This is a genomic window from Acinetobacter sp. UNC436CL71CviS28 (assembly GCF_000620525.1).
In the GTDB taxonomy this organism is placed as follows: Bacteria; Pseudomonadota; Gammaproteobacteria; order Pseudomonadales; family Moraxellaceae; genus Acinetobacter; species Acinetobacter radioresistens.
Genome location: NZ_JIBB01000005.1, coordinates 54,247 through 67,157, shown reverse-complemented (window position 1 = coordinate 67,157; position 12,911 = coordinate 54,247). Strand labels below are relative to the sequence as shown.

Sequence of the window (12,911 nt, the reverse complement as noted above, 5' to 3'; positions counted from 1 at the left end):
AGGAACTGTTATGTTAATTAAAAATCTTTTAGATACAATGTTTAAAACAGAAAAACCAAGTTCAATGAGGCTTGCTGTAAACAAGATGGAGGCAACCATTAACCGTTTACAGCAGACACGCCAGATCATTTTATTACGTACAGATTATCTCGAATAACTTATACATATTGACTGGCAGCATGGGCAGAAGCCCATGCCCATTGAAAGTTATATCCCCCTAAGTGGCCAGTGACATCCAACACTTCACCAATAAAATAAATCCCTTTCTGTTTTTTACTTTCCATAGTTTTGGATGAAACTTCAGTCGTGTCTATCCCACCTAAAGTCACTTCAGCGGTACGGTAACCTTCTGTGCCAGAAGGCTTAACACTAAAATTTTGCAGATTCTCACCGATTTCTTCTAGTCTCTGGTCACTTAAATTACCAATTCCAATTTCAGATTCTTCAGGCCAAATCAAGTTCTGTAGCTCTACTACAATACTTTTAGCCATATATTCATTAAGTAATGTACGGAGCAGAACTTTAGGCTGCGACTGCTTTTTTTGTTTTAACCATATCGCTATATCTGTTCCCGGCAGAAAATTAATCTGAAAGCTTTCACCATTACACCAATAATTAGACAGTTGTAGGGCACTTGGGCCACTTAGACCGCGATGGGTAAATAACAGGGCCTCAGTAAAAGTATTTAAGGAATTACTTAGAGTTGCCTCCAGTGCATTACCACTTAAACGGGTAGTCACTTCCTTGAACTGATCACTAAAGGTGAAAGGAACTAAGCCTGCACGGGTAGAGTAAACATAATGACCAAACTGTTTTGCCAGTTCATAGCCGAAACCTGAACCACCCAGTGTAGGAATGGACAAACCACCAGAAGCTACAACAACAGATTCACAATTAAACTGACCTTGTGCTGTGATAACTTCAAAGCTGTTTTCACAAAGTGGATTTACCGCTTTGACTTCACAGCTGCTTCGAATTTCAACATTCCCTGTTTTTTTACATTCGCTGAGCAGCATGTTTAAAATATCTTTGGCGCCGTTTAAGGTAAAGAGCTGTCCATGCTTGCGCTCTTCATACTCAATACCATAATCACACACCAGTCCAATAAAATCCCAGTTGCTATAGCGGGATAGAGCAGAGATAACAAAATGCGGATTATGGGAAATGTAGTGTTCAGGCTCGACATATAAATTGGTAAAGTTACATTTACCGCCACCAGACATAAGAATTTTTTTGCCGACTTTATTGGTTTTCTCTACAACCAGAACCTTACGCCCCCGTCTGGCAGCCAAAGCTGCGAGCATTAGTCCAGATGCGCCGGCACCTATAACAATCACATCATAATATGCTGCAGCCATCAGTAATTCCCAGTCATAAAAAAGCTCGGCATTATAGTCGATTTTCAGAAAAAGATTCAGGAGGTAGAGGGAAACCTTGTAATCCTCCACTGTGAATGGCGAGAATACGGGTATGAGGTTGAAAATAATTTTTTTGAATCAGATCTATTAGTCCAAATAGCATTTTTGCCGTATAGATTGGTTCAAGAGGAATACTATAAGCTTTCTTAAAGTGTTGTATAAAGTCGAGCAGCGCAGGCGTAATTTTAGCATAACCACCAAAGTGATAATCCTGTAGCAGCTGCCAGTGGGTTTTGTTAGTCCATTGAGTGATTTCTGCTTGTAAAAAATCTCCCTTTAGCACTGGAAAACCTAAGACCTGATGCTGTTCTGAACTGGCTTCAATCAAGCCACTCATAGTTCCGCCAGTACCCACCGCACAGCAGAAAACATCATAGTTTTCCAGATCTTGTGAAGAAAGGATTTCCTTGCACCCAGTTACAGCGAGTGAATTGGTACCGCCTTCTGGAATGATATAAGCCTGAGGAAAACGTTGCTGTAACGTCTGCAGGTAGGCCTGATCAGCCCGGTATTTGTATTCATGACGACTTATAAAATAGAGCTGCATGCCATTTGCTTGGGCCTGCATAAGGGTTAGATTAAACGGACGCTGAGCCAGTTCTTCTCCCCGGATAATACCTATAGTAGATAAACCGGCAAGTTTGCCTGCGGCGGCGGTAGCAGCAATATGATTCGAAAAAGCGCCTCCAAAAGTCAGAAGTTGTTTGAATCCTTCTGCCAGAGCAAAATGGATATTGTTTTTAAGTTTATAAAATTTATTGCCAGAAATTTCTGGATGAACCAGATCTAGCCGCTTGACAGTTAAGCTCAGTTGAGCGTGCTGAATAATAGTCTGGTAAGGTACAGGCTGAGCTAAAAGGTCAAGCATAAAAACTGGCAATATAGACTAGACTAAGATAAAACAATCATAAACTGTTGTAGCTAAAAAGGCAGTTCACTGCTGTTACATGGTAGTTATTTAAACAGCTCATTATGAGCTGGTATCAACTGAACTGATTACGGACATACCCGGACGCAAATCCTTAATTCCTGGCTGATTTGGATCAATTGCAATCCGTACCGATATACGCTGTACCACCTTGGTAAAATTGCCTGTAGCATTATCAGCCTTAATTACACTAAATTCTGAACCGGCTGCTGGAGCGATCCGTTCTACGCGACCAGTAAACTGACGATCATTCAAAGCATCTACTGTAAAACTTGCTTTCTGACCAACTTTCATATTGGCAATCTGGGTTTCTTTAAAGTTGGCAATAACCCAAGTCTGTTTTGGAATCAGAAATAACAGCTGTGAACCTGCAGCAACGTATTGCCCCACACGCGGGTTTACCTCCCCAAGCTGGCCGTCCATTGGAGCACTGATCAGACTATAATTTTGGGTGGTCTGAGCCTGTGCTTGTTGTGCCTGTGCATTTTTGACCTGTGCTTTCAGACCAATCTGGGCCACTTGAGCAGTTTTCAATGCTTCACGTGCGACCTCAACATTTGCCTCAGCCTGTCTAAGCTGTGCTTGTGCATTTTTTACATCAGCTGCGGCTCTATCCTGTTCTGTTTTAGAGGCAGCACCACTATTACCAAGCTGCTGATAGCGCTGTAGCTGGCTACGCGCTAGTTCATACTGTGCTTTGACCTGTTCTACCTGCGCCTGAGCTGCTGCAATATCGGCGCGGTGCTGGGCAATTGCCTGTTCTTGGTTAGCCAGATTGTTTTCTGCCTGTTCTACCGCAGCTTCTGCCTGGACAACTTGTTCCCCATAAGTTTTCGCATCAATTCTGAGTAAAGGTTGCCCTTTTTTGACATAGTCAAAGTCTTTGACCATAACCTGCTGAATATAGCCATTAATTTGAGAAGACAAAATAGTTGTTTGCCCTTTAACATAGCTGTTATCAGTACGTTCGATTGCTGTATGAAACGGACCTAAATGCCAGGCCCATAAGATAATTGTAATACCAATAATTAAAACAAGCAGCATCCAGAATAAAGTGGAATGTCTGGTTGGAATCAGCTTGCTGGAAGGTTGAGGTGTAGCAGGAGCTTCAGTCTTTTCATGCTCAACCTGTTCAGATTGTGCTACCGGTTCTGTCTGTTGATCAGTTTTATTTTGGTCTTCTGGCATGGATATAACTCAAATTCTGTTTTTATATCAAATTTTCATTTAACTTGCAGATTGTGTCTATGTCTGCATGCGTCTTGCAACAATCTTCATCCGGACAATAATAAACAGACCCCAGATTAGCAGTACTACAGCAAACAGCCCGTTCAGGGCAATAACATCATTATAGGCCCGGACTTGTGCTTCGCGGGTTACAACTTGATTCAAGTTTCGTAATGCTTGAGTTTGTGCGAGTACCGTATCAGGTGACTGGGCAGCTGTGGCTACTTGGTATTGATGTAAACGCTGGCTAATCAGTGGATCGGTTCTGTCCATTTCTAAAGTAATTTCAGCTTTGTAGTTTTGGGTACGATGCTGTTGGTAGGTATTGAAAAATGAAGAACCGACCAGTCCGCCAAAAGTCTGAGTTGCAGAGAACAGCACAATGAAGGTAACGACATGCGATGGCCCTTGTGCTAGTGTTTTGGCAAAACCGGCCAGTAGCAGGGGGCCAATAAAAACACCACCTGCAAATCCAACCAGAAACTGACTGGTAAAGAAATTGGAAGGCCGTACATCACTGGTCAGATGATAATCTAGACCACATGCCACCAGGATCAAAAACTCAGCCAGTACCAGATGTATAATAATTCGCTCTCTAGAAAAGGTTAGAGCACTAAAAAGTGTACCAGACAGAATACCCGCTCCAATAACGATATACAGTGGCACAAACTGGTCTGGCCCCATACCTATCGTTTTTAAAAAACTGACAGCGGCATAACTTTGTTCCGACATGAGCAGACGAATGGCAAAAGCGCCCAGAATAAAATGTAAAATTGCCCCTGTACTCAACCAGCGCGTCATAATAAGCGGGTTGACCCGGTAGTGTTCATAAAGTAATCCGGCGACTAACAGGGTAAGACCAGCAATAAGCACATATGCCAGCCATTCACTATTAAACCACCACAAGATTGGTCCCTGAGTAAGTACTATACACAGGGAGGCAAAACCTGGAGCAAGTAATAAAAAAGTAAAAAAGTCCTGTTTTTCAAAAACATAAATTCTTAGACTGCGTGGTAATTTTAATGAAACTACCATTGCCAGACAGCAGATGGCTAACCCTAGTTCAAAAGTGTAAAGTACCATCCAGCTATGAGTATCGACCAGGTAAGGTGAAATAATCCAGGCTAGAGGCAAGCCAAGCTGCTGAAAACCAAAAGCAATATAAATACCTTTGGCCATATCTTCTTTCTTGAAAGCTTGCATAACATAATACATACCTAGAGAACTGAGCGGCGCGGCAGCCAGACCGGCAATAAAACGGGCAAAGAGAGCCATTTCATAGGTATGTACTAAAATATGCAGAATCAGAACTGCAATAAAAGCAATCAGCCCGACTTCTGAAAACAGACGTAAACCATATTGTTGTCGGGCTTTAAATAAAATCAGGTTTGAGCTGACATTAGCCATAACATAGGCTGCTGGTAGCCATGCCGCTTCTGATAGGGTTAAACCATATTCTCCCTGAATGATAGGTAAATTGGCAGTGATAAAGCCATTACTCAAGCTGGCCGCAATGGCTACAAATAATCCAATAAACAGATAAAGAAAACGCTTTGGGCGTGAGTGGGCGATTGCTGCTGGAGAACCAGGTAAGGTCGGGCGTTCATCCGGTGTCCAGTCCGGTGGAGTTTCTATAAAACGTGGTGTTTTATCCATACAGCTTCCCAGTTTTAGAACCCAAGGTTATAAACCTTAAGTTCCACTCATATTTCCCTATATTAAGGCGACCGCCAACTCTATAAATAAAGCTTCAAACAAAGAGTGAGCTTATTACAAGTCATAGCTTTCTCGCTAATTGAATTTTTAAGTATTAAAAATGATGGAGAGTTCGACTAGGCATATATTGAAAGCTATATACTGATATGTAAGTAAGTTTTTTGTTGAAACTTTAAAGCTTTAGTTAAATATAAGACACCATAGTATAAAAAGAAAACTGCATTTATACTTTTCAAAGGGGCAGTTTTGAGCATGCTCCTTATGGTTTTCTGCAAGTTTAAGGAAGGCTAAAGTAAATATAAGTTTTATATAAAAGTTTACTTATTCAGGCTGTTTGCTGAGCGATGACTGTTGTATTATTTTCAGTATGAAACAATAACAACAACAAAAAAGGAGTGCCAGTATGGAAAAGCAGTCCCCAATTTTTTATCTATTTGTATTAATGCTGCTGAGCGGATGCGGTCAAGATCAGTTGAATAAACCGGTAACTCAGACACCGCTCAGTATTGCAGGTACGCCTGTATATGAGCAGCATTACCGTTTGACAGATACACAAACAGCTAGGCCATAAGACAAATTATATCCTTACAAGAGAGTTAGCTGAAAAAGAAAGGAAGGTGGGCATATTGTCAGTACGCGGTAGTGCCAACTAAAGAGTAAGAGATAAAAGATGAAAAGTGCTACGTCAGACTAATGAAGTATTGAAGTAGACGTCTTACCTCTATGCAAGGGTTTGTCTTATTTAAAACCTTACAAACCGGATAAAAAGGTCTTGTACTCGCCCAATATGCCCGAACTTTGAATATTGTCCTGTTTTTAAAAACAGATCAATAAAATAATCAAATGAGATCTACTTGCCAGTTTGATGCTTGAATTTCCAGATTGTTCTGACGCAATTTCTGACTGATCTGGTCGGCCTGTTTTTGTAGATCGCTGACAGAGACTACTTTTATCCAGCGAATTTCACTGGAACTGTATCTTGCAGATTCACGCCGTGTACTGTCAATTGCCTGTTGAAGAATACGATGCTGACTAATCAGGAAATCCCGTTCATTTAAAACATCCAGTAAAGCTTTACCCTGAACGGTTTGGGCCTGGGCATTAGTCATGTGAATCCGTTTAATCAAATCATGCAGCTCGGTGTTGACTGCAAATGCTTCTTTTAGCAATTGCTCGGGGTCTTCACTGGGCTGGTCGCCTTCTTGTATCAGTACATTGTTATTAATACGTTGCTGCAAAGATGCAAGCTTGGTCTGTAAGTCACTTCGCAGTATCAACGCTTCAGCAAGTTTCATGAGATAAAGTTATACTCTGCTATTTTCTTAATATAAAAATATTCTGAGTCTTTATTTAATACTATACAATTTCAGTTTGTATCTTGGCTGCTGTATGTTTTCTAATAAATTGATAGACTAAATCTATGCACTTCGCTATAAAGACCACGATTAAAGATTTCTCTCTAATGATTTGAGGACACGCTTGTGGAATCGTTATTTATTATAGGTTCAATTGCACTAGCTCTGATGCTGGGCGCAATAAGTCCGGGCCCAACATTTATTTATGTGGCAAAAAATTCAATTGCGATTTCACGTAAGCATGGCCTGTTTACTGCACTGGGCACAGGGACTGGCGCAGCATTGTTTGGTTTTCTTGCCGTCATGGGGTTACAAGCCATATTGCTGGCTGTGCCTTCGGCCTATTTTATTTTGAAAGTCTGTGGCGGTTTATATTTACTTTGGCTGGCTTATAAAATTATTAAGCATGCTAAAGAACCAATGGGTAGTACCTATGGATCAGTTCAACCGATGAGCTATGCCCAAGCTTATCGTTTAGGCCTGATTACACAGTTAAGTAATCCTAAAATTTCTATTATTTTAGCCAGTATTTTTACTGCACTCTTACCTAAAGAAATACCTCCCTATTTTTATGTGGTCTTACCTCTGCTGTGTTTCTTTATTGATGCTGGCTGGTATTCTCTGGTAGCTGTTGCACTATCTGCCGAGAAGCCACGTCAGGTTTATTTGAAGTTTAAAGCTATTTTTGACCGGATTGCTGGTGGTGTAATGACATTATTAGGTCTTAAATTAATTTTTGGGATGAAGTAATAATTTCTTTTTTTTATGAAATAATAAGGCTTGTTTAAAAAGCCCCTCACTTGAGGGGCTTTTATCTTATTTTCTACAGTTTGGTTGAGAAAGGTCAATCACTTGAGAGCCTTCTACACGGTAACCAATTTGACCAACAAGAAAAGCCTGATTTAATTGAGTAATAACTACATCAGAAAGCGCTACAGAGCATGGATTTTTTTCAATGGCACGATCAATAGCAGTTTTAAAGTTTGGTATGCCTAGTGGAAACAATATAACAGGTACTTTATCTTCACCTGTAACGCGTTCACCTTTAATAAACTGATTAGAGTTTAAGTTATAGTTTTTGGTTGAAGCAACCGTCATATCTGCAATACGCATCGTACAACCTGTAATTGCAATAGTTGATGCAGCTAGTGCAATTACTAATAGATTTTTCATATATTCCCCGAATAATTGTAATAAATAAAAAAGCGCAGGTATTTTTTAATAATTTAGAATAAATTTCAATAAATTAATTATACTTTTAAATAAAAAGGCCTCTATAGTTGCTATAAAGACCTTATGCAGTTTAAGTGTTGAGTGTTAAGACACTTTATCACCCGGTTTAGCACCATTCTCAGGTGAAATTACCCACACACCTTCGCCATTACCTGCCGCCAGAACCATCCCGTTAGAAATACCAAAACGCATTTTACGTGGGGCCAGGTTTGCCACCATAACAACTAATTTACCTTTAAGATCTTCAGGTTGGTAAAACTCACGAATTCCACTAAATACATTTCGCGGTTCAGTTTCGCCAACATTTAAGGTAAGTTGAAGAAGCTTATCAGACCCTTCTACATGCGCAGCTTCTAAAACTTCTGCTACACGCAGGTCAACTTTTATAAAGTCTTCAATACCAATAATGTCTGCTTCACCGACTTGAGCTTCAGCTTTTTTCTCTTTGGCTTTTTCTTTTTTCTTCTCTACTTTAGCAGGCTCTGCCACAGGTGCTCCTAATGACTCTTTAGATGCATCAACTATTGCTGTAACTGCTTTTGGATCAACGCGTTGCATCAGCGGCTGGAATAATTCAATTTCATGATTTACCAGTATCTGCTTACGGGATTCAAAGTTAAAACTGTCAAGCTTCAAAAAGTCTTGAACCTGTTGAGCTAATACTGGAAGTACGGGCGCCAAGTAAATTGCCAGTTGGCGGAACAGGTTAATACCAACAGAACATACATTATGAACTTGAAGCTCTTCACCTTCAATTTTCGCAAGCGCCCAAGGTTTTTTCTCATCAATATACTGATTTGCACGGTCAGCCAAGGCCATGATTTCACGAATAGCAGTCGAGAATTCACGGGCTTCATAAGCCTTCGCAATCGAATCGCCAGCTTCAATAAAACTCTGTACCAGCTCAGGTTCAGCACATTCAGCAGATAGTTTATGATCAAATTTAGTATTAATAAACTTGGCACAGCGGCTGGCAATATTAACCACTTTTCCAACTAGGTCAGAATTTACCTTCTGAATAAAATCGTCCAGGTTAAGGTCGGAATCTTCTACTTTGTCTGAAAGCTTTGAAGCAAAATAATACCGCAGGTATTCAGGATTTAAATGTTCCAGATACGTTTCTGCTTTAATAAAGGTCCCACGAGATTTTGACATTTTCTGCCCATTGACAGTCAGAAAGCCGTTTACAAATAAACCTGTAGGGGTACGATAGTTAGCACCTTCAAGCATGGCAGGCCAAAACAGGGCATGGAAATAAACGATATCTTTTCCAATGAAGTGATATACCTCATTTTCAGAATCTTTTTTCCAGAAATCATCAAAATTTAAATCTGGGCGTTTGGTCTGGATATAGTTTTCAAAACTCGACATATAGCCAATCGGTGCATCTACCCAAACGTAGAAGTATTTATCCGGTGCATCTGGAATTTCGAAACCAAAATAAGGCGCATCACGGGAAATATCCCAGTCTGAAAGCCCTGCATCAAACCATTCATCTAACTTGTTGGCAATTGAAACCGGTAAACGTCCTGAATCACGAGTCCATGTCTGCAGATATTCTGAAAAGTTAGGTAATTTAAAAAAGTAGTGATCTGAAGATTTCTCTACTGGTGTCGCGCCGCTTAAAGTTGATTTTGGATTAATCAGCTCAGTTGCATTATAGGTCGTTCCACATGCTTCACACGAGTCACCGTATTGGTCTTCCGTTTTACATTTTGGGCAGGTACCTTTAATGAAACGGTCTGAGAGGAACATGCCTTTTTCAGGGTCAAATAGCTGAGTAACCGGGCGAACCGCAATATTTCCAGCTTCACGGTTTTTAATATAGATTTCTTGAGAGCGTGCTTTATTCGTGTCGCTATTGGTAGAGTCATAATGATCAAAGTGAACCCCAAAGCCATTAAAGTCACGAATGTGTTCTTTTTGCACATTGGCAATCTGTTCTTCCGGTGTAATGCCATTTGCCTCGGCACGTAACATAATTGCTGTACCGTGAGCATCATCTGCGCAGACATAAGTCACGTCATGGCCCATTGCACGCATAGCACGAACCCAGATATCCGCCTGGATATAACCAAGTAAGTGTCCCATATGGATGGGGCCATTAGCGTAGGGAAGGGCGTTAGTGACTAAGATATTACGCACAGATTGACTCTCTCATTCGTATTCATTATTTAAGACGGTCAATTTTACCTGATGAGCGAAGGAAAACAAAGCGAGGCTTTATTTAACAGTAAGTCTCACGCTGTAGTTAAGTAAAGAAAGAAAAATGAGTTTTCAAAGAAAATAAGACCAAATTTTTATTTGATAAATAAAGGCAGAGATAATTAAAAAGAATTGAATAGAACTAGATTTAGAAAAGAAATTAGAAACCAACAGCTATAAAGCTGACTAAATTACTTGAAAATTAGAGGCTTTTGTCTGTCTGGCACAGAACAGCTATTAACCTTCACGACACTTACAGGTAAACTAACCCTATTCAGCAGAAATGGTCCGGTTTGGAGTCAAAGTTATGTCATGGTTTTCTTCATTAAAATCAGTATTTTCACCAGCTAAAGGCGTGAAAGAAGAAGAAATCCAGCAGGTACTGCAAAATTATGTGCTGCCGCATTCTAATAACCGTTTGCAGGACCGTATTACCCAGTTGCAATTGCATGAGGCAACCCTGCAACTGACCATTAAAACATATCCTGAAGAAAAGCCTTATCTACAGCAATTACATGATGAATTGGCTGACCAGTTAGAAAAATGCGGATTGCAAGAACTGAACCTGCATGTAATTCAACAAAAAAATAATCTCGCAGCTGCGACCCCTGCTCAAGACAGCCAGAGTGAGAAAAGTTCTTTACCGCCGGTAGTGGATGCTTCAGCTCAAGTCAGTCCTAATACTGCGCCTGACAATGACCCGAATAATCCACCTATTGAAAAAGCTGCGCCCCAGCAACGCGATGTACCAAAACATTCACGTATTCAGAATATTATTCTGGTCTCTTCTGGAAAAGGTGGGGTAGGCAAGTCTACAACAACTGTTAATCTGGCGTTAGCATTACAGAAACTGGGCTTAAAAGTTGGCGTACTGGACGCCGATATTTATGGGCCGAGTATTCCGACTATGCTTGGCAATGCTGGACATACGCCTCTTATTGAAGCAGAAAATTTTGTTCCTCTTGAAGCATATGGCATGGCCGTACTTTCAATCGGCCATTTAACCGGAGATCACAATACACCTGTAGCGTGGCGTGGTCCCAAAGCTACAGGCGCGCTGATGCAGCTATTTAACCAGACTTTATGGCCTGAACTGGATGTGCTGGTAATTGATATGCCACCTGGAACAGGGGATATACAGCTTACATTGGCTCAGCGTATTCCAGTAACAGGTGCTGTAATTGTAACTACACCTCAGAATGTAGCATTAATGGATGCCACTAAGGGAATCGAACTGTTCAATAAGGTAAAAATTCCGGTGTTAGGTGTAATCGAAAATATGTCTACACATATCTGCTCAAATTGTGGTTATGAGGAGCAGATTTTTGGCACAGGCGGAGGTGACCAGTTGGCAGATCAGTACCAGATTCCGCTGCTTGGCCGTCTTCCACTCAATGTTCAGATCCGTGAAAATACCGATGCCGGTAAACCTTCCGTAATTGCAGAGGATGAGGCAGCTGAAAGTTATATTGAAATTGCCAGAAAAATTGCTGAAAAACTGCCTCAGCATAGTCGAGATGAGAAGCGCATCTTCTAATTTCGATATTCTGAAAGCAAAGCCTTCTTGATACGGCAGGGTGAAGTTCAAGAAGGTTTTTTTGTTTGATATTTTAAAATAACTAAAATTAATTAAGTATTTACTCTAGAATGACTGCCAAGTCAATTTGAAAATTTTCGCCGTTTTTATCATTTTTTCTTTACCAGCTCCCCGCTAAGCTCTCAGCTGTTTTTTAACTGTTATTTTTAGAGCTAACCTTATGAAAACTCTCCTGAAAGTTTTACCTCTCTCTTTAGGTATGCTGGTCGCGGCTGCTCCTGTGATCAGTTCTGCTACAGTGGTTTATACTCCTTCATTTCCTGCTGCGAAAAAAACCGTGCCTGTTCAGGCAGCTGAGGTACAAAATGCAGGAGTTACTACAGAAGCAGCTGCTTAATATTTCAACTACCTAGCTATAAATAAAAAAGGATCAGCTCTGATCCTTTTTTATTTATAGTCTTTCGAACAGAAGAAGTGACTCAAGCGTTCTATTTGTATTTTTTCTTACAAATTATTGTATTTAATATATTTATATAAATAACACTCGGTGGTAAATTCTATTTTATAAAGGCTCCTAAAATTATATTTTGCGAGAGTTTATAAACTCCTTTAATCTTCGCTCACTCAATAGTGAGGTGACTCTATGATTTCATGGCTTTTTATTGGCCTAGTGGCAAGCGTGCTGCTTACACCAGGACCGACAAATACTCTATTAGCCTCTTCTGGAATCCGGCTTGGGGTGCGACGTTCTGCACGTTTAATTCCAGCAGAAGTTTTAGGTTATATTATTGCCATTACTGTCTGGGGCACCTTGATTGATACAGTATCAGCTACCCTGCCGATCCTGCCAACTTTATTAAAGCTTTTAAGTGCGTTTTATATTATTTTTCTGGCAGTTAAACTATGGAAAACTGCAAATGTACAGCTTGATCTGAACCAGCCCGCGATTCGTCCTCGTGAGCTATTTGTAGCGACTCTACTCAATCCTAAAGCTTTATTGTTTGCTTCAGCTATTTTTCCGGTTGCTGCATGGGTCAACTGGTCTATCTATGCTGTGCATATGGGAGTTTTTCTGGCTCTTATTGTGCCGATTGCATTATTCTGGACTTTTATTGGCTCAAGTTTGAATACTCCAAAAGTCCGGTGGTTAAATCAGCGTAATCTACAGCGAACGGCTTCCTTGATTTTGGTCAGCTTTTCTATTCCACTAAGCTACTCGGCTTTACTGAGTCTGTAATAATATTCAACATGCATACGTCTCAAGGCTTGTAGCTGATCTTGTTTTCATTGTG

The 12,911-nt window shown here is 40.4% G+C and carries 13 protein-coding genes; 6 read left to right on the top strand and 7 right to left on the bottom strand.

Translation table 11 applies throughout. The features are described from left to right. The first annotated feature begins 10 nt into the window (after positions 1–10). Complete coding sequence (locus N518_RS17195) at positions 11–157, top strand: hypothetical protein (RefSeq protein WP_005018703.1); 147 nt, start codon at positions 11–13, stop codon at positions 155–157. 1 nt (position 158) lies between these two features. Here N518_RS17195 and N518_RS0103805 read toward each other — a convergent pair whose 3' ends face one another. The 4 genes from N518_RS0103805 to N518_RS0103790 form a co-directional block, all read right to left on the bottom strand. Further along, the gene (locus N518_RS0103805) at positions 159–1,358 is read right to left on the bottom strand and encodes an NAD(P)/FAD-dependent oxidoreductase (protein ID WP_005027659.1); all 1,200 of its coding nucleotides are present in this window, start codon (positions 1,356–1,358) and stop codon (positions 159–161) included. A 31-nt stretch (positions 1,359–1,389) separates the two neighbouring features. After that, the gene (locus tag N518_RS0103800) at positions 1,390–2,286 is read right to left on the bottom strand and encodes a 1-aminocyclopropane-1-carboxylate deaminase/D-cysteine desulfhydrase (protein ID WP_026443994.1); all 897 of its coding nucleotides are present in this window, start codon (positions 2,284–2,286) and stop codon (positions 1,390–1,392) included. A gap of 102 nt (positions 2,287–2,388) precedes the next feature. Beyond that, complete coding sequence (locus N518_RS0103795; RefSeq protein WP_005027655.1) at positions 2,389–3,534, bottom strand: HlyD family secretion protein; 1,146 nt, start codon at positions 3,532–3,534, stop codon at positions 2,389–2,391. Positions 3,535–3,591: 57 nt separating this feature from the next. After that, a complete protein-coding gene (locus N518_RS0103790) occupies positions 3,592–5,229 on the bottom strand; it encodes an MFS transporter (RefSeq protein WP_005027653.1) in 1,638 nt (545 codons plus the stop codon). A 463-nt stretch (positions 5,230–5,692) separates the two neighbouring features. On the opposite strand from N518_RS0103790, the gene N518_RS17190 reads away from it, so the two are divergent. Continuing rightward, complete coding sequence (locus N518_RS17190) at positions 5,693–5,860, top strand: NF038215 family lipoprotein (protein WP_005018716.1); 168 nt, start codon at positions 5,693–5,695, stop codon at positions 5,858–5,860. A gap of 268 nt (positions 5,861–6,128) precedes the next feature. Here the strand turns inward: N518_RS17190 and N518_RS0103780 are convergent, their stop codons facing one another. Continuing rightward, a complete protein-coding gene (locus N518_RS0103780) occupies positions 6,129–6,584 on the bottom strand; it encodes a DIP1984 family protein (RefSeq protein ID WP_005027650.1) in 456 nt (151 codons plus the stop codon). 186 nt (positions 6,585–6,770) lie between these two features. Here N518_RS0103780 and N518_RS0103775 point away from each other — a divergent pair, with 186 nt between their 5' ends. Next, positions 6,771–7,394, top strand: coding sequence for a LysE family translocator (locus N518_RS0103775; RefSeq protein WP_005027647.1), 624 nt, complete (start codon positions 6,771–6,773; stop codon positions 7,392–7,394). A 66-nt stretch (positions 7,395–7,460) separates the two neighbouring features. On the opposite strand, the gene N518_RS0103770 is transcribed toward N518_RS0103775, so the two are convergent. Continuing rightward, positions 7,461–7,817 carry a hypothetical protein gene (locus tag N518_RS0103770; RefSeq protein WP_005027645.1) on the bottom strand — a complete coding sequence of 119 codons (357 nt, stop codon included), beginning with the start codon at positions 7,815–7,817 and terminating at the stop codon, positions 7,461–7,463. Positions 7,818–7,961: 144 nt separating this feature from the next. After that, a complete protein-coding gene (gene metG, locus N518_RS0103765; RefSeq protein ID WP_026443993.1) occupies positions 7,962–10,022 on the bottom strand; it encodes a methionine--tRNA ligase in 2,061 nt (686 codons plus the stop codon). A 367-nt stretch (positions 10,023–10,389) separates the two neighbouring features. Between metG and apbC the strand changes: the two genes are divergently transcribed. From apbC to N518_RS0103750, 3 genes are all read left to right on the top strand, one after another. Then, a complete protein-coding gene (apbC, locus tag N518_RS0103760; protein WP_005027640.1) occupies positions 10,390–11,619 on the top strand; it encodes an iron-sulfur cluster carrier protein ApbC in 1,230 nt (409 codons plus the stop codon). Positions 11,620–11,839: 220 nt separating this feature from the next. Further along, positions 11,840–12,016 carry a hypothetical protein gene (locus tag N518_RS17185; RefSeq protein WP_005027638.1) on the top strand — a complete coding sequence of 59 codons (177 nt, stop codon included), beginning with the start codon at positions 11,840–11,842 and terminating at the stop codon, positions 12,014–12,016. A 246-nt stretch (positions 12,017–12,262) separates the two neighbouring features. Next, positions 12,263–12,856: a LysE family translocator gene (locus N518_RS0103750; protein ID WP_005018736.1), complete on the top strand. Its 594-nt coding sequence runs from the start codon at positions 12,263–12,265 to the stop codon at positions 12,854–12,856. Positions 12,857–12,911 lie beyond the last annotated feature (55 nt).